19 protein-coding genes are annotated in these 22,947 nt (G+C 65.3%); 13 read left to right on the top strand and 6 right to left on the bottom strand.

Annotation, left to right across the window (positions count from 1 at the left end):
• Nucleotides 1–50 precede the first annotated feature (50 nt).
• Together Q9235_RS16570 and Q9235_RS16565 are read left to right on the top strand one after the other, a co-directional pair.
• Nucleotides 51–524: a tripartite tricarboxylate transporter TctB family protein gene (locus tag Q9235_RS16570; protein ID WP_306222900.1), complete on the top strand. Its 474-nt coding sequence runs from the start codon at nucleotides 51–53 to the stop codon at nucleotides 522–524.
• 4 nt (nucleotides 525–528) lie between these two features.
• Nucleotides 529–2,034, top strand: coding sequence for a tripartite tricarboxylate transporter permease (locus Q9235_RS16565; protein ID WP_306222899.1), 1,506 nt, complete (start codon nucleotides 529–531; stop codon nucleotides 2,032–2,034).
• A 16-nt stretch (nucleotides 2,035–2,050) separates the two neighbouring features.
• Here the strand turns inward: Q9235_RS16565 and Q9235_RS16560 are convergent, their stop codons facing one another.
• The gene (locus Q9235_RS16560; protein WP_306222897.1) at nucleotides 2,051–3,460 is read right to left on the bottom strand and encodes a sensor histidine kinase; all 1,410 of its coding nucleotides are present in this window, start codon (nucleotides 3,458–3,460) and stop codon (nucleotides 2,051–2,053) included.
• Between the two features lie 238 nt (nucleotides 3,461–3,698).
• Here Q9235_RS16560 and Q9235_RS16555 point away from each other — a divergent pair, with 238 nt between their 5' ends.
• The 3 genes from Q9235_RS16555 (at nucleotide 3,699) to Q9235_RS16545 (ending at nucleotide 6,497) form a co-directional block, all read left to right on the top strand.
• Nucleotides 3,699–5,132, top strand: a complete 1,434-nt coding sequence (locus Q9235_RS16555; RefSeq protein ID WP_306222896.1) for a sensor histidine kinase — start codon at nucleotides 3,699–3,701, stop codon at nucleotides 5,130–5,132.
• Nucleotides 5,125–5,493, top strand: a complete 369-nt coding sequence (locus Q9235_RS16550; RefSeq protein WP_306222894.1) for a response regulator — start codon at nucleotides 5,125–5,127, stop codon at nucleotides 5,491–5,493. The genes Q9235_RS16555 and Q9235_RS16550 overlap by 8 nt, the downstream gene beginning before the upstream one ends.
• A gap of 272 nt (nucleotides 5,494–5,765) precedes the next feature.
• Nucleotides 5,766–6,497: an OmpW/AlkL family protein gene (locus tag Q9235_RS16545; protein WP_306222892.1), complete on the top strand. Its 732-nt coding sequence runs from the start codon at nucleotides 5,766–5,768 to the stop codon at nucleotides 6,495–6,497.
• A gap of 102 nt (nucleotides 6,498–6,599) precedes the next feature.
• On the opposite strand, the gene Q9235_RS16540 is transcribed toward Q9235_RS16545, so the two are convergent.
• Complete coding sequence (locus Q9235_RS16540) at nucleotides 6,600–8,477, bottom strand: putative bifunctional diguanylate cyclase/phosphodiesterase (protein WP_306222891.1); 1,878 nt, start codon at nucleotides 8,475–8,477, stop codon at nucleotides 6,600–6,602.
• A gap of 127 nt (nucleotides 8,478–8,604) precedes the next feature.
• Nucleotides 8,605–9,939 (bottom strand): aminotransferase class I/II-fold pyridoxal phosphate-dependent enzyme, encoded by a 1,335-nt coding sequence (locus Q9235_RS16535; RefSeq protein WP_306222889.1) that lies wholly within the window; start codon nucleotides 9,937–9,939, stop codon nucleotides 8,605–8,607.
• Between the two features lie 449 nt (nucleotides 9,940–10,388).
• On the opposite strand from Q9235_RS16535, the gene Q9235_RS16530 reads away from it, so the two are divergent.
• From Q9235_RS16530 to Q9235_RS16500, 7 genes are all read left to right on the top strand, one after another.
• On the top strand, nucleotides 10,389–11,558 hold the full coding sequence (locus Q9235_RS16530) for a methyl-accepting chemotaxis protein (protein WP_306222888.1): 1,170 nt from the start codon (nucleotides 10,389–10,391) through the stop codon (nucleotides 11,556–11,558).
• Between the two features lie 181 nt (nucleotides 11,559–11,739).
• The gene (locus Q9235_RS16525; protein WP_306222887.1) at nucleotides 11,740–12,468 is read left to right on the top strand and encodes an outer membrane protein; all 729 of its coding nucleotides are present in this window, start codon (nucleotides 11,740–11,742) and stop codon (nucleotides 12,466–12,468) included.
• Between the two features lie 384 nt (nucleotides 12,469–12,852).
• A complete protein-coding gene (locus Q9235_RS16520; RefSeq protein ID WP_306222885.1) occupies nucleotides 12,853–13,152 on the top strand; it encodes an acyl carrier protein in 300 nt (99 codons plus the stop codon).
• Nucleotides 13,149–14,342, top strand: coding sequence for a beta-ketoacyl-[acyl-carrier-protein] synthase family protein (locus Q9235_RS16515; protein ID WP_306222884.1), 1,194 nt, complete (start codon nucleotides 13,149–13,151; stop codon nucleotides 14,340–14,342). The genes Q9235_RS16520 and Q9235_RS16515 overlap by 4 nt, the downstream gene beginning before the upstream one ends.
• A 151-nt stretch (nucleotides 14,343–14,493) precedes the next feature.
• The gene (locus Q9235_RS16510) at nucleotides 14,494–16,023 is read left to right on the top strand and encodes an ABC transporter substrate-binding protein (protein WP_306222883.1); all 1,530 of its coding nucleotides are present in this window, start codon (nucleotides 14,494–14,496) and stop codon (nucleotides 16,021–16,023) included.
• Between the two features lie 68 nt (nucleotides 16,024–16,091).
• Nucleotides 16,092–17,705: a serine hydrolase domain-containing protein gene (locus Q9235_RS16505; protein ID WP_306222882.1), complete on the top strand. Its 1,614-nt coding sequence runs from the start codon at nucleotides 16,092–16,094 to the stop codon at nucleotides 17,703–17,705.
• A 259-nt stretch (nucleotides 17,706–17,964) separates the two neighbouring features.
• On the top strand, nucleotides 17,965–18,801 hold the full coding sequence (locus Q9235_RS16500; RefSeq protein WP_306222881.1) for an alpha/beta fold hydrolase: 837 nt from the start codon (nucleotides 17,965–17,967) through the stop codon (nucleotides 18,799–18,801).
• A gap of 420 nt (nucleotides 18,802–19,221) precedes the next feature.
• On the opposite strand, the gene Q9235_RS16495 is transcribed toward Q9235_RS16500, so the two are convergent.
• From Q9235_RS16495 to Q9235_RS16485, 3 genes are read right to left on the bottom strand one after another with little or no spacing between them, the layout of a single operon-like run.
• On the bottom strand, nucleotides 19,222–19,830 hold the full coding sequence (locus Q9235_RS16495) for a dihydroxyacetone kinase subunit L (protein ID WP_306222880.1): 609 nt from the start codon (nucleotides 19,828–19,830) through the stop codon (nucleotides 19,222–19,224).
• A gap of 2 nt (nucleotides 19,831–19,832) precedes the next feature.
• Nucleotides 19,833–20,819 (bottom strand): dihydroxyacetone kinase subunit DhaK, encoded by a 987-nt coding sequence (locus Q9235_RS16490; protein WP_306222879.1) that lies wholly within the window; start codon nucleotides 20,817–20,819, stop codon nucleotides 19,833–19,835.
• A gap of 51 nt (nucleotides 20,820–20,870) precedes the next feature.
• Nucleotides 20,871–21,680, bottom strand: coding sequence for a 2-keto-4-pentenoate hydratase (locus Q9235_RS16485; protein ID WP_306222878.1), 810 nt, complete (start codon nucleotides 21,678–21,680; stop codon nucleotides 20,871–20,873).
• Between the two features lie 104 nt (nucleotides 21,681–21,784).
• On the opposite strand from Q9235_RS16485, the gene Q9235_RS16480 reads away from it, so the two are divergent.
• A complete protein-coding gene (locus Q9235_RS16480) occupies nucleotides 21,785–22,939 on the top strand; it encodes an iron-containing alcohol dehydrogenase (RefSeq protein ID WP_306222876.1) in 1,155 nt (384 codons plus the stop codon).
• The last annotated feature ends 8 nt before the right edge of the window (nucleotides 22,940–22,947 follow it).

The following is a 22,947-nucleotide window of genomic DNA, read 5'->3' as shown; positions in this document are numbered from 1 at the left end:
GGCGCGGCAGCCGCCGCCGCGCCCTCCGCCGCCGCAACATCGGACGCATCATGAAGTTCAACGATCTCTTCGCGGGGCTCGTCGTCCTCGCCTTGGCAGGCCTCGTGGCCTTCGCCTCGTGGAATCTGCCCAATCCGTCCGAGCAGCCGCTCGGCCCCTCGGCCTTCCCGCTGATCCTCGCCGGATTGCTGGCGCTCTGCGCGGCGATCCTTGCGGTGAACGGCGCCCGCGCCACCGATGCCGGCCCGCTGGTCGGCCGCGCCGACTGGGCCCGCAGCGGCACGGCGGTGCTGCGCCTGCTGCTCGTTCCGGCAGCGGTCGTCTTCTACATGCTCTGCGCCGAGCCTCTCGGCTTCCTGATCACGGCGGCGGCGATCCTCGTCGTGCTCTTCGTCGTGGGTGGCACGAAACCGCTTCACGCCGTCGGTCTCGCGCTCGCGACCGCGCTCGTTATCCACTCGATCTTCTATCTCGGCCTCGGCGTGCAACTGCCCTGGGGACCGCTCGAACCGTTCCGCTGGTGACGCCATGCTCGACGCCTATGTGACCGCGCTGGGGATGGTGCTCGATCCCTATGTGCTCTTCGTCATCACCGCCTCGGCGATCTACGGCCTCGTCGTCGGCTGCATCCCCGGCCTCTCCGCCACGATGGCGACTGCGCTGCTGGTGCCGCTGACCTTCTTCATGCCGCCGGTGCCGGCCATCGCCGCCATCGTCACGACCTCGACCATGGCGATCTTTTCCGGCGACATTCCCGGCTGCCTGCTGCGCATTCCCGGCACGCCGGCCTCGGCGGCCTATGTCGACGATTCCTACAAGATGACCCTGCAGGGCAAGCCCGAGCTCGCGCTCGGCATCGGCCTGTGGTTCTCGGTGCTCGGCGGGTTGTTCGGCACGGCGGTGATGATGGTCGCCTCCCCCGCCATTGCCGATTTCGCGCTCGGCTTCGGCTCGGTCGAGTTCTTCTGGATCGTCATGCTCGGCCTCGGCGGCGCCGTCTTCATCGGCTCCTCGACGCCGCTGAAAGCCTGCATCTCGCTGCTCATCGGCCTGATGATCGCGATGATCGGCATGAACAATCCGGCCGGCCAGCCGCGCTTCACCTTCGATTCGACCGAGATGCTCGGCGGCGTTTCGCTGATTCCGATGATGGTCGGCATGTTCGCCTGCTCGGAGGTGATGCGCCACATGATCTCGGACAGCCGCGCGCCGCAGGTCGTGGTCAAGAAGATCGGCCCGATCTTCGCGAACATGTGGCGGCTGACCAAGCAATATCCCTGGCAGCTCATCCGCGGCAGCGCACTCGGCACGGTCATCGGCATCCAGCCGGGCAGCGGCGCCGACATGGCCGCCTGGATGTCCTACGCGATGAGCAAGCGCTTCTCGAAGGAGCCCGAGAAATTCGGCACCGGCCATCCCGAGGGGCTGATCGAGGCCGGCGCCTCCAACAACTCCTCGCTCGCCGGCGCCTGGATCCCGGCACTGGTCTTCGGCATTCCCGGCGATTCGATCACCGCCATCGCCATCGGCGTGCTGATGATGAAGAATATGGCGCCGGGGCCGACGATCTTCGTCAACAACCCCGAGAACGTCTATGCGCTCTTCCTGGTCTTCGTGATCGCCAACCTGCTGATGCTGCCGCTCGGCTGGGCGATCATCAAGATCGCGACGCGGGTGCTTTCGGTGCCCCGGCGCGTCCTGATGCCGATCATCCTGCTCTTCGCGATCGTCGGCTCCTACGCGATCAACAACTCGATCTTCGACATCGGAGTCATGCTCGCCTTCGGTGTGCTCGCCTTCGTGCTGGAGGAGAACGATTTCCCGGTCGCACCGGTGATCCTCGGCGTCGTGCTCGGCCCGTTGCTGGAGGAATACTTCATCAACTCGATGATCAAGTCCGACGGCCGCTTGATCGGCCTGGTCGACCGGCCGATCGCCGCGGTGCTGGCCGCGATCACGATCGGCATCATCGGCTGGACGGTCATCGCCTCGCTACGGGCGGGCAAGGCCGGAAAGGAAGCGGCGCGGGGCTGAGCCGGCCCCGACCGGATCAGGCCGCCGCCACCTTGGGCGCGGCGGCGACGGCGGTCTCCGGTTGGCGGGTCTCGCTCACGGCCCGGGCGGCGGCCGGCAGGCGCACGATAAAGCAGGAGCCCTTGCCGAGATCGCTCGTCACCGAAATGCTGCCGCCCATCAGCACGCAGAGCTTCTGGCTGATCGAAAGCCCGAGACCGGTACCGCCATACTGCCCGGCGATCCCGGCGGTGGCCTGGCCGAAATTCTGGAAAAGCCGGGCAAGCCCCTCCGGCGCGATGCCGATGCCGGTGTCGCGGACCTGGAACTCGATCCAGTCGCCGCCCGGCTTCACCTCCCGCCGCACCGCCAGCGTGACGGAGCCGTTCGCCGTGAACTTGGCGGCGTTGCCGAGCAGGTTGAGGATGACCTGCCGGATCTTGGTTGGATCGGACTGCATCGTTCCCAGCTTGCCGATCGCGGTCAGGGTGAGCTTGCTCCCGTTCTCCTCGACCAGATGCTTGGCCGTCGAGACGACATCCTTCGCCAGCCAGTCGACATCGAAGCTCGTGATCTTGAACTTGTCGCTCTGCGTCTCGATCCGCGACATGTCGAGCACGTCGGCGACCAGCGCCAAAAGATGCTTTCCGGCCGCGTTGATGCGCTGCAGGTCGGCGATCTTGCTTTCGCTGCGGCCCTGGTCCTCGAAGCTCTCCAGCAGCATCTCGCTATAACCGATCACGGCATTGAGCGGCGTGCGCAATTCATGGCTCATCTTGGCGACGAAGATCGACTTCAGATGCGTCGCCTCGTCGGCCGCCTCCTTGGCAGCCTGGAGGCGCTGCGCGGTCTCGCGATGGCGCTCGGTCTCGCGCTCGATCTCGGAGCGTTTCGAAGTGATGCTGGCGTAGTAGGCGGCCATCCAGGACATGTAGACCGCCGCGGCCAGGATCGAGATCCAGCCGACCTTCTGCAGCTTGTCGAGCGGAACATGGGTCGGGAAGCCGTAGACCATGTAGGCGGCCGAGAAGGTCAGGATGTTCGATGCGAACAGGCCGAGCACCAGCAGCGGCCGGTCGTGCAGATAGAAGAAGCCGAGCAGCAGGCTGATGATCAGCCAGGGCAGGAAGGGCGAGCTGACGCCACCGTAATGGAAGGCGCCGAACAAGGCGGTGAAGGCGAGAAGCTCAACCGAGATCAGCGCCGCCAGTTGCAGCCGCTCTGTCAGCTTCAGCACGAAGGGAAGCAGCCAGAACAGCCAGGTGCAGATGATGATCGTCCAGCAGGCGAAGCCGGGATCGGGGTCGGTCAGGTAGAGGAAGACGCCGATCGGCTGGCTCAGCAGCGGGCCGAACAGATGAGTGAAGACGAAGTTGCGGGCGAGGCCCTGCTCCGCGCGGTCGAATTTCGCCGCGTCCGGAAGGAACCAGTCGATAAACTTCATCATCCTGTTGCGTGCCTTGATGTCGATGCGGCGTGCGGGACGCGTGTTTCCACTTCGAGGATAGGAGGAGGTCGTTAACAATCAGACTCAGCGTCAATCGCTTGCAACAACCGAGATTCACGCCGCTTTAATGCCTTTGCGCGATTGACATTGCTTTCATGCGGAACGGGTTCGCATGATCAATCCAGCCGGTTGTTTCCGCATTCTCCGCCTCTTCTCAGGTATCCGGGATTTCACGTCGATGGCACAAGGCGCAAACCGCCTCGGGACGATGTTGAGCGACCTCGTCGACTGGTTCATCCCGGCCGCGATCGCTCAGGACCGCCAGAAGCTCAAGCAAGTGCGGATGTTCCTCATCAGCCACATCTTCGGGCCTTTCATCGGCAATACTGTTCCGCTCGCCCTTTATGTCTTTGACCGGGATCCCGGGTTTCCCGTCCTGGTCTTGGCACTGTCGATCTCCGCCTTCTGGATCTTTCCTTTCGTGCTGCGGGCCTGGGGGCACTACAATACGCTGGCGCTGGCCTCGATCCAGAACCTGAATTTCTGCATCCTCTGGAGCTGCTATTTCTATGGCGGCGTCACCTCCCCGACATTGCCCTGGGTCCTGACGATCCCGCTCCTGGCGCTGTTCTATATCGGCGAGGAGCCGAGGCTGCGCTCGATCGCGCTCAGCATGTTCGCCGCCAATTTCGCCGTTTTCGGAGCGATCTGGTTTCTCGGCGGCGGGATGCCGAGCCGCCTGGACGTCTCGGCGCGCGAAGGGCTGGGCCTGATCTCGACCATCGCCGCCTCGCTGTACGTGGCCATGATGGCCCTGTTCTATGCCCGCCTCCTCGCCTCGCAGACCGAGCTGGAAACTGCGATGCAGGGCCACCTCCAGACCGCGACCGAGCTGCGCGAGGCGATCGAGGCGACCGAGCGCGCCGGCGCCGCCCGGACGGAATTCTTGGCCAAGATGAGCCACGAGCTGCGCACCCCGCTCAACGCGGTCATCGGCTATAGCGAAATCCTGCTGGAGGAGGTTCGCGAGGAAGGTGACGAGGAGGCGGTCGAGGACCTGAGCCGGATCCAGAGCTCCGGCCATCTGCTGCTGAAGCTGGTCAACGAGATCCTCGATCTCGCCAAGATCGAGGCCGGCAGGATGGAGCTCCATCTGGAAGCGATCGACCCGGCTGATATCGTCGAGGCCGTCGCGGCGGATTTCCGGCTGCGAGCGCGCGACAACGGCACCGAGATCGTCGTCGACACCGTGCTGGCACCCATCCAGTTCACGGCCGACCGCGCCAAGCTCCGACAGATTCTGGCGGAACTGCTGGTCAACGCCATCAAGTTCACGCGCAACGGCCGGATCGATCTCGTCGCCGCGAGATCCACGCGGGGCGACCTCACCGTGACGGTCGAGGATACCGGCGGCGGCATCGACCCCGAGCTGCTCCCGGTGCTGTTCGAGCAGTTCACCGATACCGGCGATGCGAACGGCAGCAAGTATGGCGGCGCCCGCCTCGGCCTTGCCTTGTGCCAGAAGATCGCAAGGCTCTCCGGTGGCGAGATTTCCGTTGAGAACCGCCCCGGCAGCGGCTGCACCTTCACGCTCATCCTTCCGAACGCGGTGCGCGCCTCCGCCTCCCCTCGCTCCATGTCCACATCACGGTCGACCATTGCCCATGCCTAAAATCCTGCTCGTCGAAGACAACGAGATGAACCGGGACATGCTGAGCCGGCGCCTGCAAAGGCAGGGCTTCACCGTGCTCTGCGCCCCCGACGGCCCGAGCGGCGTGGCCATGGCCAGGAGCGAGACGCCCGACCTGATTCTCATGGACGTCGCGCTCGGCGACATGGACGGCTGGGAAGCGACGCAGCAGATCAAGGCCTCGCCCTCCACGGCGCGGATTCCCGTGATCGCCCTGACGGCGCATGCGCTGGCCAGCGACCAGGCACGCAGCGTTGCGGTGGGTTGCGCGGATTTCGACACCAAGCCGGTCGACCTGCCGCGGCTGGTGGGCAAGATCCAAAACTGCCTGAGCCGGGCCTGAGGCCCCCGTCCTTCGACGCCGCTCCCGGGGCGGGACCGGTTCGCCTGAAGCAGGCACGACAAGGCAAGGAAGAAAGCCCGCAGCTCACACGATCGCAGGGCCGCGCCAGGCACGCGCACCCCGCGCTTTGGCGGCAAAACGCATGGCCGGGCCAGGCGCTCTCCCGGCCGCCGCTTCCGATGAGGAAGTTTCCTGTTGATGAAGCGATCTTCACCGACCGACGCGCGACTAACCTTTCGTTAAGGCTAATAGAATATCAACGGGAGACCTCGATGATCGAGGTTCCTCGCCGTCACAGGATCGACCAGATGCGCCTCCCTCTCGTTGCCGTGGCTGCGCTCGCTGGCCTCACAGGCACCTTTGGTGCGCAAGCCGCCGACCTGCTGCAGGGGCCCGTCGATGCGCCGCCCCCCGCATTCCAGGAACCGGCCTTCAAGCGCTTCTTCCTGCATGCCGGCCCGGCCGGGCTGTTCTATTCCGAGGGCGCGAAGATGAGCGCCGCCGGCTTCCCGATCCCGGGCGCCGATGTCCGCGTTCCCAATGCCTATACCTTCGCGATCGAGGCGGGCTACAATTTCACGCCGAATTTCGCGATCGGCCTCGCGGCCGGCTACCCCCCCCTGAACAAGGTCGAGGCGCGCGGCTCGCTCACCGGCCTCGGCACGCTCGGCAAGGTCGATGGCGGCCCGATGGCCCTGACCGCGCAGTACCATTTCACCGGCCTCGGCCGCTTTCAGCCCTATGTCGGCGCCGGCCCGGCGCTCATGGTTATCTTCAAGAACCGGGATCATGTCGTGACCGGCCTCAAGACCGATCACGCCCTAGGCTTCACCGGCCAGGTCGGCTTCAACTACATGCTGGACAGCAACTGGGGCTTCTTCGTCGACGTCAAGAAGGTCTACCTGCGCGCGAAGACGCAAGGTTACATGGGCCCCGTCCCGATCAAGGCAACGGTCACGCTCGATCCCACGGTCGTACACACCGGCCTGACCTACAAGTTCTGAGACAAGCGCGATCGGAAACGCGAACCCCGCTCCGGTGCTGACCGGCGCGGGGTCGTTCTCGTTATCGAACTTGTCCGTACACCTCGAAAGTCAGGGAGCCCTTCAGAAGCTGACCGGAAAGCCGGCCGCGTTGCCGTTGCCGTCGAGGGCTTCAAAGACGCCATCGATTTCCGTGGCCGAGATCGGCTTGCCGAAGAAGAAGCCCTGGACGAGGCCGATGCCATTCGTCCTGACATGCTGAAGCTGCTCCTCGGTCTCGACGCCTTCGGCCGTGGTGGCGACGCCCAGCGTATGGGCGAGCTTGGCGATCGAGGCGACAATGGCACGGGTCCCCTCGTCGGTCGGCAGCGAGCGGATGAAGGATTGGTCGACCTTGATTTTGTCGAACTCGAAATCGCGCAGGTAGCTCAGGCTGGAATAGCCGGTGCCGAAATCATCCATGACGATCCGCACGCCGAGCTTGCGCAACTGGCGGAGCGCTTCCAGCGTATGCGGCGCGCTGAGCAGGATGAGAGATTCCGTGATCTCGAGTTCGAGACGCTGGGGCGCGAGGCCGGACGCGGCGAGCGCGCTCATCACGATCGCGACGACGGAGCTGCGCTCGAACTGGATCGCCGAGAGGTTGACCGCGACCTTGGCGTCGTTCGGCCAGGTCATCGCCGTGGCGCAGGCCTGGCGCAGGACCCATTCGCCGATCTGGACGATGACGCCGGTCTCCTCGGCGATCGGAATGAACTCCGCCGGCGAGACCGCACCGCGCTTGGGGTGGTTCCAGCGCAACAGGGCCTCGAAGCCGCTGATCGTGTGGTCCCGAAGCTCGACGACCGGCTGGTAGACGATGTTGAACTGTCCGCTTTTGAGCGCGACGCGCAGGTCGCGTTCGAGCTCGGAGCGGCGGCGCGACGCCTCGGCGAGCTCCGGATCGAACACGCGGAACCGGTCGCCGCCATCCTTCTTGGCGCGGTACATCGCGATGTCGGCATGGCCGATCGTGGTCTCGGCCGGCTCGTGCATGCCGGCCGGCGCGGCGATGCCGACGCTGACGCCGACGGCAACCTCGTGGCTGTCGACGACGAGCGGCTCGGTCAGCTTGCGAATGATGCGCTCGGCCAGCGTCGCCGTCGGCTCGTCTCCCGGCCCGCAAGGGTGGAGCACGAGGAACTCGTCGCCGCCGAAGCGGGCGAGTGCGTCCTTGGGCGAGATGATCGCCTCCAGCCGCTCGGCCAGCCCCTTGAGGGCGAGGTCTCCGACCGCGTGGCCGAAGGTGTCGTTGATGATCTTGAAGCGGTCGAGATCGAGGAAAAGGATGTCGTAGGGCGCCCCGCCGGCGGCATGCGCATCGCTGGCGGCCGTCGCTGCCTCCAGGAAGGCGGCGCGGTTCATCAGCTTGGTCAGGCTGTCATGGCGTGAGAGGAATTCGGCGCGCAGCGTCGACTGGCGCTTCTGCTCGACCTCGCGGGTCATTTGCGTCGTGGCTTCAGACAGCGCGGCGGTGCGATCCCTGACGCATTGCTCCAGCGTGTCGGCGGCGCGCTTGCGGTTGACCTGCACGACGATGCGGGCATGGGCGACCTCGAAATCGACCGGCTTGGTGATGTAGTCGTCGGCGCCGCATTGCAGGGCCTCGACGACGTCGTCGGTCAGCGACTTGGCGGTGACCATGATGACCGGCAATTGCTGGGACGTCAGGGTCTTGCGGATCTCGCTGACGACGGCCAGCCCGCTGATGCCGGGCATCATCACGTCGAGGAGCACGAGATCGAAGCTCTCCCGCGCCAGGAGTCCCAGCGCGGCTTCGCCGCAATCGGCCTCGACGATCTCGTAGCCGCGCCGTTGCAGCCTGCGTCCCAGCACGATGCGGTTGTCGAGGACATCGTCGACCAGAAGAATCCGCCCCGGCGAGGCCGGGCTCGCCCGCCCGCCCTCCTGGCTGTCCGGCAACGAAATGCTGATGGCGCTCGCCTTCTGGCTCGGGCTCATAGATATCCAGTCCTCAATCGTAGAGCGCAGGCTCTGACCGGAGCATAAGACGTAAAAGTTGAATGACTCTTACGGTAGGTCATGCCCCGGGCCTTCAAGGGTCCCGGCACATCCGTGCCGGCATCGCTCAAGCCACCGCCCGCAGAGCCGGACGACCGGCTTCCATCGTCGCGAGCGCGATCTCGGCCTTGGCCCTGGCGGCCACGATGCGCTGCACCGCGTCGGTGACGTTCTGGCGGGTGTGCTTCGCCATGACCTGCATGCGGAAGCGCGCAGCACCCTTGCCGACGGCGGGATACTCGACGAGGTTGGCGAGCAGGCCGAGTTCCGGCAGCTCCCGGCTGACCAGGCGCGCGAGGCCTTCCGAGCCCATCTTCACCGCGACGATGGCCGAAGGATCGCCATAGTAATCGAGCCCGGCTTCACGGACCTGGCGCCGCAGCTCCAGGACATTGGCCATCAGCTCGTCACGCAGGACCTGGCCTTCGTCGGTCTCGATGATCTCGAAGGCCTTGAGGACGATCGCGGCATTGACCGGCGACATCGCATTCGAGAACGTCGTGGTCGGGCTGTAGAAGCGCAGGTATTCCTTGACCGGCCGCTCCTTGACCGCGACGAAGCCGCCATTCGAGGCGAAGGTCTTCGAGAACGAGCCCATCACGATGTCGACCTTGCCGAGCATGTCCTGCGCGCCGATATGGCCGCGACCGCCCGGTCCGAGCGCACCCAGGTCATGGGCGACGTCGACCATCAGCGTGGCGTTGAATTCGTTGCAGAGCTCCTGCATCGCCGCGATGTCGGGCGTGTCGGAGTCCATCGAGAACAGGCCCTCGGTCACCACCATGATGCCGTTCTCGGTATCGGTGGAGCGAATCTTCTCCAGCCAGCGCCGGCAATGGGCGAGATCGAGATGGCGGAACAGGTAGATGTTGCGGGTGGCGGCGTTGGCGCCTTCCTGCAGGCAGGTATGGGCCAGCGCGTCCATGACGATATGGTCGGAGGAGCGCACCAAGCCGCGGATCACGCCGTAGCCGGCGCCCCAACCCGTCGGATAGAGCAGGCAATCTTCCATCTGCAGGAAGTCGGCGATCTTGCGCTCCAGCGCGACCGAATGCGTGGTGTTGCCGACGAGCGCGGCCGAGCCGGCACTATGGACGCCGTAGCGCTCGATCGCCGCCAGCGCCGTCTCCTTGACGGCGGGATGCGAGGACATGCTGAGATAGTCCTGCGAGGCGAAGTTCACGCCTTCCATGTTGATGCCGCGATCGTCGGTGGCAAGGACTTCGGTGCGCGGCCCGAAATCGGTCGCCCGGGAGAACGGCCAGAGGCCGTTCTGGCGCCGCAGGTTCTGCCACTTGAAGAAATTGCCGACGCGCCGCTCCAGGTCGGCACCGCCCGGCACCCGGAAATCGCGCATGCTTCCTGTCAGCGCCGCACCCGGCAGCTTCTCGTCCGTGATCATCGTTTGAACCCCGAGCCTGTTGGTATGCTTGCGGCATTATTTGCCGACTGCTTCGACGAATACGCAGACAGGGATTAAATTTCGGTTCATCGCCTCAAAAATCACAGTTTTCATCGATGTTAACTATGAAATCCGCCGAATGGTTACTGAAAGATAGATAGAATATGCGACTCGTATCCTTGTCGGTATTTGCGCCGCCGCAGTCGCAAAGAAAGGGAGAACGCGCATGTCCCTCGCCCAGGGCGCCACGCACCGCCGGGCTCGCTTACTTTCCGGCAGGCTGGACCTTCGCGCCCTGAAGAACGCTCCCCCACGCAACGGAAGGGGATTCTTAATGGGCGCGGATTACAGGCTTTCCTGGCGTTCTGCAGACCCACTGCTCCCGCAGCAGACGTGACAGGCGGGATGCCACAAGGCGCGGCCGATGCCGCAAGTATGGTGATGCCCGCTTGTCCAAGCACCCGCTCCGCTCCAGTTTCGCAATTCTGACGCTGGGCAGCTTGTGCAATCTCGGCGGGCTGGTCGTCCCCGCCGCCGGCCTCTGGCTGCATGGGGCGTCGATCCTGATCGCCATCGCCGGCATCGTCGCGCTGATCCGCGCGGCAAGCGCGCTGCGCAACGCGGCGACAGCCATGGCGGAAGAGCTGTCAGGGCAGGCGCGCACGGGCCTTTCCAGCGATACGGTGCCGGGCTGGCTCGCTCCGTTGCGCAATGCCGTCGAGCATTACCGGTTGGCCGAAAGCCGGCGAGCCGAAGAGCGTGCGGCGCAGAACCGGACCGACGAGACTGCAGCTCACGACCTTGTGCGGTCACCGGCTCTCGACGCCGAAACCGGAGACCGGATGCGCCGGCTCGCGCAGGCCTCCGAACGGCTGCGATTCGACATCGGCGCGGTCATCGGCCGCGCCGCGTCGATCAGCGAGCGGGCACAGCAGACCGGCACGGCCGTCCTCACCGTCGAGAACGAAATGGATTCCGCCTCAAGGGCGGCCGATACCCTGATCGAGACCTCCGCCAACATGAACTCGCAGGTGGCCCAGACCCGCCAGATCGCAGCCGAGGCGGTCGACAACGCCCGCAACGCCAATCGGACGATCACCAATCTCACCCAGGCCTCGCACCGGATCGGCGCACTGATCGACGTGATCAGCGACATCGCCCGCCAGACCAACCTGCTCGCCCTCAACGCGACGATCGAGGCGGCGCGCGCAGGCTCGGCGGGGCGAGGTTTCGCCGTCGTCGCCAGCGAGGTGAAGGCACTGTCCGCCCAGACCAGCGCGACCACGATCGACGCGCGCAACCAGATCCAGGCGATGCAGTCGGCCAGCCGCGAGGCCGTCGAGGCTGTCGCGACCATCGCCGATTCCATCAACGAGCTCGAGGAGCTCGCCCATGTGGTCGACGCCGCCGCCACGAGCCAGCGGGAGGCGACGCTCGCCATCATCACGCGCATGACCGAGACGGCGGCCGGCGTCGGCACGATGGCGGACGCCCTGCGCAGCCTCGGCAACGAAGCAGGGGAACTGAACGCCGCGGCCGAGCAGACGCTTCAAGGCGCGCGCGATATGGCGGAGCAGGCGAAAGCCCTGCGGGAAGCGCTCCCGATCGCGGCAGCCTGAGATTTCGGCATCGCCGGCTTCGGCAGCTTCACTCCGTCCAGCGGTCGGCACTGGCGACATGACATCCGATTTACGCGTCGGGACCTGCCGATAAGGAAGCCTTAACCATATTTGTGGCAGGAAAGAGCCAGTTAGGGATGCCGGATTCTCCGGCTCGTCCGCGATCTGAGGGCCAGTCGATATGCGTGGCTTCCGCCATTTCCTTCTCGCAGCAACGCTTCTGAGCGCGTCGTCCGGCGCGATGGCCGCCGACCTGCCGAGCACCCGCAAGGGTCCGCCGCCGATGATGATGCCGCCGGCGATGACCTGGACCGGCTTCTATGTCGGCGGCCAGGCCGGCTATAGCTGGGGCGTCGACACCACCAAGGAATTCCTCACCGCGACGATGGGCTATGTCGGCCTGAAGAACCGCTTCGAGCCGGATGGCTTCATCGGCGGCGCCCATGTCGGCGCAAACTACCAGTTCGGCGCATTCGTCGCCGGTGTCGAAGGCGACATCGAGTTCGGCAAGGTCAAGGGCGGCTTCACCGACCCGCCGGTCGCACCGTTCAATCCTGGCGGCCGCGGCCGGACGGAGATCGATACGCAAGGCTCGCTGCGCCTGCGCCTCGGCTATGCGATCGGACCGGCGCTGCTCTACGCGACCGGCGGTCTCGCCGTCGCCGACATCAAGAGCACCTACTGGAACTGGCCGGGCACCTCCGAGAGCTTCAGCAAGACGGCGACCGGCTATACGGTCGGCGGCGGTATCGAATACGCTTTCACGCAGTCGCTGTCGGCCCGCGTCGAATACCGCTTCACCCAGTTCGAGCACATGCAGAACGACTCGCAGCGGGCCTTCCCCGGCTTCAGCGGCACCCAGGAGCCGCGCTATCACAGCGGCCGTGCCGGCGTGAGCTATCGCTTCTGAGCACACCGCTCCAATGTGACTGCCCGCAAAGGGCGGGGCCGCTCGCGGCCCCGCCCTTTGCGTATCTGCGCCGCGTCATCGTTCAAATGAAGGAAGCCGGGCGGCAGCCGCCGCGGTCGTGCTGCCTGCTCCAGCCCTGGCGAAACAGCTCGGCTTCGTCATCGGCCATGAAGGCCCTGGAACAATGTCACGCCGCAAACCGCCCTGACGCACGTCCACCGTTCGAGAGAGCGCGAGAGCGCGTCATGTCGTGCGCGACAAGCCGCGACCGAGACCGGGCAGCCATGCTGCGCGACCATGCTTCCCGGCCGATAAGTGGTTTACGGCCCGGCTGAACTCAAGCAAGGGTGTGGCAGCCGTTGCGAACGAGGATAGCACTCTGCCATGTCGAGTGAGGCACAGACGATCACGGTCGATTTTCTGATCGGGATGCTCAAGCAGGTCATCGCGGAGAACCCGTCGCGCGATCGCGGAAAGCTTGCCGACGTCGCCTGGGGTCCGGAGACCTTGCTGGAGGATACCGGTTTCAACTCCTATGATTTCGTCGAAATCATCTTCAAGCTCGAAGATCATTTCGGCATCGAGATCGACTACAACGCCAACAACGATATCAACGATGTGAAGACGATCGGCCAGCTCTGCAACGAGGTCGCCAAGCTGCTCGCCAAGAAGCAGGTGGCATGACGCGGATCGTCGTCTCGGGTCTCGGCATCGTCTCCCCAGCCGGCAGCGATACCGATAGCTTCTGGCAGGCCCTGCTGGCAGGAAACGGAGATTTCGGGGAAGCCTCGACGCAGCCCGGCAAGAGCATCCGCGTGGCGGAGGTGCGGAACCAGGGCTTCATGGAAGGGCTCGGCCTGTCGCCCTCGGCCTGTGATCGCAACGCGCTGTTCGCCGTTGCCGCGGCGCGCCAGGCTCTGGCCGCCGCCGACCTCGGCACCGGCCTGCCCCGCCCCGAGCGCGTCGGCGTCATCCTCGGCAACTCTGCCGGCGGGCAATGCAGCACCGATGATCAGTATTCCCGACTCTATACCCAGAACAAGCGCCCTCACCCGATGACTGTGGCCAAGGTCATGGTGAGCTCGTCGGCAAGCTGGGTCTCGATGGCGACAGGCGCGACCGGGCCCTGTTTCGTGACGTCGAGCGCCTGCGCGTCCTCCAGCCACGCCATCGGCACGGCCATGCAGTTCCTGCGCGCAGGCCTCGCCGACATCGTCATCGCCGGCGGCACGGAAGCCCCGCTCTCGGCCGGGACGCTGCTCGCCTGGGATGCGATGAAGATCATGTCGCGCACCGCCTGCCGGCCCTTCGCGGCCGGGCGCGACGGCCTCATGCTCGGAGAAGGCGCTGGCATCATCGTACTGGAGACCGAGGCGCATGCGCGCGGCCGGGGCCTCGCACCCACGATCGAGGCCGCCGGCTTCGGCTTCAGCGCCGATGCGGGTGACATCGTCGCGCCCAATGTCGACGGCATGACACGAGCCATGGCCCTGGCGCTGGCCGATGCCGGTCTCGATGCCGGCGATCTCGCCTATGTCAACGCCCACGGCACCGGCACGCGCGCCAATGACCGGGCCGAGACGCAGGCGCTGAAACGGCTTTTCGGTGATCGGCCCGTGCCGCCGACCTCCTCGATCAAGGGTGTGACCGGCCATGCGCTCGGCGCCGCCGGCGCCTTCGAGGCGATCGCGACGATCATGGCGATCGAGAACGGCATGGCCCCGCCGACCGCCAATTTCGACGCGCCCGACCCGGACTGCGACATCGACTGCGTGCCGAACCGGGCCCGGCCGATGCCGATCCCGATCGCGATGTCGAATTCCTTCGCCTTCGGCGGCCTCAATACCGCACTGATCTTCAAGGCGCTGCAATAGCCTGCCACATCGATCGTACTATCATTGAAAGACGGCCGGAATCGAAACAGCAGCACTTTGCCCGAAACCACCGGCGCCATCGCTTGACAGCCTGAGACCCGGATGTTTTGTTATTATGGCCTATATATCATAATAGCGGAATAAAACGGCAATGAGGAAATTCCTGGCTCTCGTGGGGGTCGCCGCGTCGATCTCGCTTTCGTCTATCTCGCCAAGCGCCGCCCAGCAGGCCGGCGGCATCGTCAATGTCGCGGTAATCGGTGAGCCCGCCTCGCTCGATCCGGGCATCAGCGCGACCGACCTCGTGGGCATGATCTCGCAGCATGTCTTCGAGACGCTGTTCACCTTCGACAGCAAGTGGAACGTCACGCCGCTGCTGGCCGAGACGATGCCGACCATCAGTGCCGACGGCACGATCTACAAGATCGCGCTCCGCCAGGGCATCAAGTTCCATAACGGCCGCGACATGACCGCCCAGGACGTCGTCGCCTCGCTGAAGCGCTGGATGGAGGTCGCCTCGCGCGGCAAGCAGACCGCGACCTACGTCAAGTCGGTCGCCGCGACCGGACCGAACGAGGTCACCCTGACCCTCAGCCAGCCCTATGCGCCGCTGCTCTCGCTGCTCGCCTTCAACAACTCCGCCGCCGCGATCATGCCGGCCGAGGCTCTGGCGACGCCGCTCAAGGAAGTCATCGGCACCGGCCCCTACAAGCTCAAGGAGCACAAGCCGGACCAGTATGTTCAGCTTGTCCGCTTCGATGGTTACAAGCCGCGCAGCGAGAAGGCAGACGGTTTCGGCGGCGCCCGCATCGCCAAGTTCGACGAGATTCGTTTCGTCCCGGTGCCAGACGCCAACACCCGCGTCGAGGCCGCCATCGCCGGCCAGTTCGACTATGTCGACTCCCTGCCCGTCGAGGCCTTCCCGCGGCTGGAGAAGGGCAAGGCGAAGCCCGCCCTGCTGAACAATTTCGGCTGGCCGATCTTCGTGATGAACAACAAGGAAGGCCCACTCAAGAACGAGAAGATCCGCAAGGCGGTCCAGGCGGCCCTCAGCGAAACGGATATGCTGGCCGCCGGCTTCGGCGACCAGAAGTTCTATGCCGCCGACGGCGCGATGTATCCGGAAGGCTATGCCTGGCGCAGCGATGTCGGCGTGAAGGGCAATTACAACATCGCCGACGAGAAGAAGGCGGGCGCCCTGCTCAAGGAAGCCGGCTACAAGGGCGAGCCGATCCGCATCCTGACCAGCCGCCAGTACGAGTTTCACTACAAGATGGCGCAAGTCGCGCAGGTCTATCTGGAGCAGGCCGGCTTCAAGGTCGATCTCCAGGTCAGCGACTGGGCGACGATGATCCAGCGCAACAAGAAGCCCGAGCTCTGGGAAGTCTTCATCACCCACAGCCCCTTCCTGCCGGAACCCGCGCTGAACTTCATTCTGTCGAAGACCGCCGGCGGCTGGTGGGATACGCCGGAGAAGGAAAAGGCACTCGATGCCTTCAACAGCGCGACCAGCCAGGACGTCCGCGTCAAGCACTGGGTCGAATTGCAGAAGCTGATCTTCGAGCAGGCTCCCATCGTCAAGATCGGCAATTTCAGCGCACTCTCGGCGGTATCGCCGGGCCTCATGGGCTTCACCCCGTCGCCCTGGCCGGCGTTCTGGAACGTCGAGATCAAGCGCTAAGCCTCGAGCGCCGCGTTTCCCCGGGAAGCGCGGCGCTTCCACATCAGCCTCAAGCCTAAAAGCCTGCCATGCCCCGCGCCTCCCTCGCCCTCGATCCCGCCACGATCGCCGCCCGTGTCGCCCCGCATGTCGCGGCCTGGAACAGCGAGACCTCGCCGGGGGTGATGATCGCCGTGCTCTCAGGCGGCGAAGTCGCGCACGAGGCCGCCTATGGCATGGCCGATCTGGCCAACGGCATCCCGCTGTCCAGCCGCTCGGTGGTGCGCATCGCCTCGCAGAGCAAGCAGTTCACCACCTGGCTGCTGCTGGCGCTGGAGCGCGAGGGCCGTCTCTCGCTTCAGGACGACGTCCGCATTCACCTGCCCTGGCTGCCCGATTACGGCCGGACGATCACCCTGCACCATCTCGCCTCGAACACCTCGGGCCTGCGCGACATCCTGGAGATGATGACGATCGGGGGCGTGCCGATCCTCGCGCCCTCCTCGCGCCAATATGCCTGCAATGTGGTCGGCCGGCAGAGCGAACTCAATTTCGAGCCGGGTTACGACCTGCTCTACAGCAACAGCAACTTTCTGCTGCTTTCCGAAATCCTGGAAAAGGTCTCGGGGCTCAGCTTCAACGACCTCCTGAAGGAGCGCATCACCGGCCCGCTCGGCATGCACGACACCGCGCTGATGCCCCGCGACGACGTGATCCTGCCGCGGCTCGCCGGGCATCACCGCCGCGGGCCGGACGGCAACTGGCTGAAGGCTGCCTGGGGCATCGCCATCGGCGGCGAAGGCGGCATGGTCTCGACACTCCACGACATGGTCATCTGGCAGCAGAACCTGCGCCAGCCGAAGATCGGCGACGCCGCAATGATCGCGCGCATGGAGGATGCCGGCGTGACGATCAACGGCGTGCCCTCGCCCTATGGCTACGGGCTGGTGCGCGACAATGGCGCTCTCGGCGAGGCGGTCGGCCATGGCGGCTGGATCGCCGGGGCGCGTTCCGAGTCGGTCCGCTTCAAGGAGGCCGATCTCGGCATCGTCCTGCTCGCCAACCACGACGACTGCGCGCCCTATGTGCTGGCCCGCTCGATCGCGCGCGATCTGCTGGGCGCCGGCAACGAAAAGCGCGAGCAGGCATTCGACCTCCCCACCGGCACCTATCGCGACGGAGCCGGCGACGACGCCTTCCAGATCGAGTTGCGGCAGGGCCAGCCCTATCTGGTGATGAACATGGGCGGCGCGCCGCTCCTGCCCGTTGGCGACGGAAGCTGGCAGCCGCAGGCCTCGATCCCGGCTTTCGCGCTGAAGCTGGAAACCGGCGGCGCACTCTCGGCGACACGCTTCGGCCGGACCCGCCGCTTCGTTCCGATCGTGCCGACCGCGACTCCGATCGATCGGTTCGCCGGCAGGCGCTTCACGGCAGAATCCGGCGCCTTCCGCGGCGAGACCCGCAAGGCCGGCCCGGAATTGCATCTCACCCTGGCCTCGCCCGAGGGTAGCCAGCGCGTGAAGCTCGTCGCCCATGGCGACGACTTCTTCTTCGCCCATCCCGTCAGCACGCAGGTTCACGACCAGTGGCGCGTCTGCCCCTGGGTGCTGCCCTGGCTCTTCACCGTCCGCATCGCGAATGATCGCCTGATCATCAACAGCGATCGCACCAAGCGGTTGGTGATGAGCGAGGTTGCCCGGTAGGCGCTCGGGCGCTCCCCCTGAAACTCCACCCCTGTCATTCCGGAGCTTCGCGTAAGCGAAGAACCCGGAACCCAAGAACACGACGCTCCCGTCATGGTCGGGCTTGCCCCGACCATTCACGTGTTCCTTCATGCGATGTGGCGTTCAAACCGTGGATGCTCGCCACGAGGGCGAGCATGACGAGTTGGAACGGCGCCCCTCCAAGCTTCGGTCTCATCGACGCGAAGCCCCTGTTCAGCGCTCAGGAAGGACACCGATCATGTCATTCGTCACGACCAAGGACGGCGTCGAGATCTTCTACAAGGATTGGGGGCCGAAGGACGCCCAGCCGATCATGTTCCACCATGGCTGGCCGCTGAGCAGCGACGACTGGGATGCCCAGATGCTGTTCTTCCTGGCCAAGGGCTATCGCGTCGTCGCCAGCGACCGGCGCGGCCATGGCCGCTCGGCCCAGGTCTGGGACGGCCATGACATGGATCATTACGCCACCGATGCCTCCGCCGTGGTCGAGCATCTCGACCTCAGGAATTCCGTCCATATCGGCCATTCGACCGGCGGCGGCCAGGTCGCGCGCTATGTCGCGAAACATGGCGAGCCGCAGGGTCGCGTCGCCAAGGCGGTGCTGGTCTCGGCCGTGCCGCCGCTGATGGTCAAGACGGCCGGCAATCCCGGCGGCCTGCCGATCGGGGTCTTCGATGGCTTCCGCAAGGCGCTCGCCGACAATCGCGCGCAGTTCTTCCTGGATGTGCCAACCGGCCCGTTCTACGGCTATAACCGGCCGGGCGCGAAGGTCGACCAGGGCGTGATCTGGAACTGGTGGCGCCAGGGCATGATGGGCAGCGCCAAGGCCCATTACGACGGCATCAAGGCCTTCTCCGAGACCGACCAGACCGGGGACCTCAAGGCGATCGGCGTGCCGACGCTCGTGGCCCATGGCGACGACGATCAGATCGTACCGATCGGCGCCTCCGCGCACGAATCGATCAAGCATCTGAGGAACGGCACGCTCAAGGTCTACCCCGGCTATCCGCACGGCATGCTGACCACGCATGCCGAGACGCTCAATGCCGACCTGCTCGCCTTCGTGAAGGGCTGAACCCGACCGACAAGGGCCGAGGCGGTCACGGCGACCGTCTCGGCTTGCCTGCACTCGACGCATGCAAAGGTCAGCGTCCCCCGGCCCGCTGCGGGATGGCAGCTTCGGAGGCTGCAAACGCGGGGCCGTTCCCGCACCGCATGACGCGGCACAGGCAAACCGGCAGGAAAATCGGGATCGTGGAAGGATAGTGGTGGGCCGGGCCGGACAAATCCGAGAACATATATGTAATTGAGATTGTTATATAAGATAGTTGGCATCCTGCTCTACTTCCAAGCGGGAGCATTGACCATGGTGCCCGATCAGGCCGGTCTGCCGCTGAAAATCGTTGATGAACAAGGCTTGCGGCTCTTCCCGATCAGCCATGATCGTAGCCTAGTTGTATCCGCGGATCGGGAGCGTGAGGCCGTCGCGCTGATGTTAGGAGCGCGACAGATGGTCGGTCAGCCGCGCGACGGCCAACATCCCCGGATCATCCAGGCCAACGCTCTTCTCGCCATAGATGCGTGCCCGTCCGACCTTGCACCGAAGCGGCCGGAACGCATCGAGCGCAGATTGCGCTGCCACGACTGCCTTCGTGCCGAGCGTTGCGGGGTCGTCTTCCCCCTTGATCGCGTTCGCGACAGCTTCCAGAGCGTCGAGCACAGTCTTGTCGCCCAAGCTCGCTCCTCCGGCGGCTTGCATCTTCTCCACCGCGGCAAGCAGATGGTCACCGAGTGTGGCGTAAGAGCTCTCGCTCTGCCCGGCCAGGCGACGGGCCATGGTCGAAAGCCCAAGTGCGACGAGCGTCCCAAGGCTCGATCCGGTCGCACCTGCGGCCGTCCCCGCGACGGCGCCAAAGTAGGCGCCGAGATCCGGTGCTTCGGTGGGCGCATCCTGAGCGATCCGTTCGAACAGGCGACGCAGCATACCCCCCGTGTCGCCATCTCCGAGATGACCGTCGGCGACGTTGAGCTCCTGTTCCACCTGACGCAGGCCGACGACGGCACGCTCGAGCGCCTTGGCGACAGAAGCAACGTCCATTGCCATCGTCATACTCTCCAGAAAGGGCAGGACGCCGGCGCTTTCAGCAGCGCCTCCCGCCCCCTGTCCAATGTCAGGATGCTGATCGACAATCCCGCCATCTCCATCGAGGTCGTGAAGTTTCCCACGAGCGGCGCGACGATGGTCATGCCGGCTTCGGCAAGATTGCGGGCGACGCGGCGATAGACGATGAACTGTTCCTCGAGCGGCGTCGCACCCAGGCCATTCACCAGCACCGAGACACGCTCCCCACCGGCCCCGTCGGCGATCAGGCGCTCGATCATCTCGTCGACGATGTGATCGACCGCCTTCAGCGGAGCCCGCCAGATGCCGGGCTCGCCGTGGATGCCCATGCCCATCTCCATCTCGTCCTCGCCGAGACTGAAGCTCGGCGCCGCAGAGCCCGGGACCAGGCAGGGCGACAGCGCAATGCCGATTGTGCGGCAGTTTTCGACGGCCGAGCGGGCGGCATCGGCAACCTCCTCCAACGTGGCACCTTCGGCCGCCTTGGCGCCGGCGATCTTGTAGGCGTAGACGATGCCGGCGACGCCACGGCGCTTCTGCCTTTCGTCTGCGCCCGCACTGGCGATGTCGTCGGTGCCGAGCACCGTGTGCGTCTTGATCGCGGGCTCGACCATTTCGGCAGCCATCGCGAAGTTCATCTTGTCGCCACCATAGTTGCCGAACAGGCAGAGGACGCCACGCCCACCATCAGCCACCTCGATCGCCGCTTTGCAGGCAGCCACGGAAGGGCCGGCGAACACGTCGCCGATCGCGCAGCTATCGAGCAAGCCTTCACCGACATAGCCGGTGAAGAGCGGCAGATGCCCCGACCCACCGCCGGAGACCACGCCGACACGGCCCTCGACCTTGCCCGCACTCCGATGGACGACGCGCCCGCCTGGCCCTGAGCGGGCCAGAGCCGGATGAGCCGCGCACAATCCGTCGAGCATCTCGTCGACGAAGGCATCCGGCGCGTTCATGACCTTCTTCATCGGTTTCCCCTTGCCAGGCGTCTCTGAGCGTCTTCTCGCTTCGAACGCCGTTCAGGAAAACTGCAGAGAGACCGGCGCGAAGCCGGCGAACTCCGCACGGTACGCTTCGCCCGGCGCCCCGAAGACGATCCCCGTGAAGCTGCCGGTCGTAACGACCAGCCCTTCCGGCACGCCCATGCCGCGGCGCAATGCGTTGACCAGCGCCAATCCCCAACCGCAGGGATCACTCTGCGGATGTCCGCCCTCGCGTTCGAGCACGATCCCGCCATTGCGCATGAGGCGAACCGGCAACCGCGCGAAATCGAGCGCCGCCCAATCGACCACGGGCTCTCCGACCACAAGCCCGCCATTCGACATCAGGTCGCACAGGCGCTCGAGCGGCGGGGCAGCGCCGTAATCGGCGAAGCGGCTGCTGACGACCTCGATCGCCGGCAGGGCCACCACGCTCTCAACGAATTCGGCGAAGCTGTACGCTTCCTCGCGCGGCGGCAGCGACCGTTCGAACCGGAAGGCGATCTCGGCCTCGATGCCGAAGGGAGCAAGCCCGTTGCTCGGCAGCTCCACCGGCGAGGTGTGCAAGCGGCTGCGCAGGATGGGCGCACGCATCGGCTCGCCGGTGAGCGAGACTTTCCAGCCGGCGACCGGTTCGCCGAGCGCATCGACCAGCTCCGCCTGAATCCGCAGCGCCTGCGCGACGTCTGAAGGCGCCAATGTTGGGGGCATGCCAGGCGGGCGTGTCGCCGCTCGATGCGCGTCGAGCAGAAAGGCGACGGCAGGCGACGGCGCCCTCGTACCGAGACCGGAGTGCTTCGTCTCTGACATGCCTGTGTTGTCCGCTCCCACGGATGCCGCCTCGTTCATAAGCGGGCGGCTTCTCGCTCATCTTACTGAATGAGAGTTGCATGCCTTTCAATGAGATGCAAATGGATATAGTCTCAACCGCAAAGTACAATGAGGGAGGTCACATGCCGGCGTTCCGTCTGCGCAACCCCACCGAAATTCTGTTCGGCCAGCGGCAGGTCGCCGAGATCGGGCATATCATTCCGCCAGGCACCCGCGTCCTGTTCCTCTTCGGCGGCGGCAGCATCAAGCGCAACGGCGCCTATGAGCAGGCTATCGCCGCCCTGTCGGAATGCCATGTCGTGGAGTTCGGCGGGATCGAGGCCAATCCGGTCTACGAGACCATCCTCGAGGCAGCCGAGCTATGCAGGACCGAAGGCGTGGAATTCGTGCTAGCCGTCGGCGGCGGATCAGTCGTCGATGCCGGCAAGTTCCTGGCGACGATCGTCTCGCTGCACGATGTCGATGCCTGGGATTACCTGGCAGCCGGAAACCCGGCCAGAAGCGTCCTGCCGGTCGGCGCTATCCTGACGTTGCCGGCCACCGGCTCCGAAAGCAATCCGGTCTCCGTCATCAGCCATCGAAGCAAGCAGATGAAACTGCCTTTCGCGAACGAAGACGCCCGGCCGCGTTTCGCGGTGCTCGACCCGAACTTCATGGCGACCCTCGACCGTCGCCAGCTTGAGAACGGCGTCGTCGACGCCTTCACCCATGTGGTCGAGCAATACCTCACCATTCCAGCGAACACGCCGGTGCAGTTCGGCTTCAGCGAGACCTTGCTGCGCACGCTGATCGAATGGGGCCCGCGGCTGGTCGAGAAAAACGATCACGAAGCCCGAGAAACCATCCTGTGGGCAGCCAACCAGGCCCTGAACGGCCTGATCGGCGCCGGCGTGCAGCAGGATTGGTCGACCCACATGATCGGCCATGCCATCACCGCCGTCTGCGGACTCGATCACGCCCGCACGCTCACCCTCGTCATGCCCGCGCTGCTGCGCTACAAAAGCCGGGATAAGCAGGAGATGCTTCTCCGCTACGCCCGCAACGTCTGGGGCATAGAAGAACCCGATGCCGCATCGGCGGCTGAAGAGGCGATCACGAGGACTGAGGAGTTCTTTAGTCGCATGGGATGCCCGGTGCGGTTCGCCGCGATTGCTCCGATGGAGGCGACGCCGGACGCCATCGTCGCGCATCTCGAAAAAGCCGGCCAGACCGCACTCGGAGAGCGGGGCGACATCACGCCTAAGGATGTGCGCACGATCCTCGAGCTCGCCGCCTGAGCAGCGGA

The organism is Bosea beijingensis (assembly GCF_030758975.1).
Taxonomy (GTDB): Bacteria; Pseudomonadota; Alphaproteobacteria; order Rhizobiales; family Beijerinckiaceae; genus Allobosea; species Allobosea beijingensis.
Note: the sequence above shows the minus strand (reverse complement) of the source record. Positions and strands in the feature narration are given on the sequence as shown.

Coding starts and splice junctions, on each gene's coding strand:
- Q9235_RS16545 (WP_306222892.1), top strand. CDS start 5,766: ATGATCGAGGTTCCTCGCCGTCACAGGATCGACCAGATGCGCCTCCCT.
- Q9235_RS16515 (WP_306222884.1), top strand. CDS start 13,149: ATGACGCGGATCGTCGTCTCGGGTCTCGGCATCGTCTCCCCAGCCGGC.
- Q9235_RS16525 (WP_306222887.1), top strand. CDS start 11,740: ATGCGTGGCTTCCGCCATTTCCTTCTCGCAGCAACGCTTCTGAGCGCG.
- Q9235_RS16500 (WP_306222881.1), top strand. CDS start 17,965: ATGTCATTCGTCACGACCAAGGACGGCGTCGAGATCTTCTACAAGGAT.
- Q9235_RS16485 (WP_306222878.1), bottom strand. CDS start 21,680: ATGAACGAGGCGGCATCCGTGGGAGCGGACAACACAGGCATGTCAGAG.
- Q9235_RS16535 (WP_306222889.1), bottom strand. CDS start 9,939: ATGATCACGGACGAGAAGCTGCCGGGTGCGGCGCTGACAGGAAGCATG.
- Q9235_RS16510 (WP_306222883.1), top strand. CDS start 14,494: ATGAGGAAATTCCTGGCTCTCGTGGGGGTCGCCGCGTCGATCTCGCTT.
- Q9235_RS16560 (WP_306222897.1), bottom strand. CDS start 3,460: ATGATGAAGTTTATCGACTGGTTCCTTCCGGACGCGGCGAAATTCGAC.
- Q9235_RS16565 (WP_306222899.1), top strand. CDS start 529: ATGCTCGACGCCTATGTGACCGCGCTGGGGATGGTGCTCGATCCCTAT.
- Q9235_RS16480 (WP_306222876.1), top strand. CDS start 21,785: ATGCCGGCGTTCCGTCTGCGCAACCCCACCGAAATTCTGTTCGGCCAG.
- Q9235_RS16570 (WP_306222900.1), top strand. CDS start 51: ATGAAGTTCAACGATCTCTTCGCGGGGCTCGTCGTCCTCGCCTTGGCA.
- Q9235_RS16490 (WP_306222879.1), bottom strand. CDS start 20,819: ATGAAGAAGGTCATGAACGCGCCGGATGCCTTCGTCGACGAGATGCTC.
- Q9235_RS16495 (WP_306222880.1), bottom strand. CDS start 19,830: ATGGCAATGGACGTTGCTTCTGTCGCCAAGGCGCTCGAGCGTGCCGTC.
- Q9235_RS16520 (WP_306222885.1), top strand. CDS start 12,853: ATGTCGAGTGAGGCACAGACGATCACGGTCGATTTTCTGATCGGGATG.
- Q9235_RS16505 (WP_306222882.1), top strand. CDS start 16,092: ATGCCCCGCGCCTCCCTCGCCCTCGATCCCGCCACGATCGCCGCCCGT.
- Q9235_RS16550 (WP_306222894.1), top strand. CDS start 5,125: ATGCCTAAAATCCTGCTCGTCGAAGACAACGAGATGAACCGGGACATG.
- Q9235_RS16555 (WP_306222896.1), top strand. CDS start 3,699: ATGGCACAAGGCGCAAACCGCCTCGGGACGATGTTGAGCGACCTCGTC.
- Q9235_RS16540 (WP_306222891.1), bottom strand. CDS start 8,477: ATGAGCCCGAGCCAGAAGGCGAGCGCCATCAGCATTTCGTTGCCGGAC.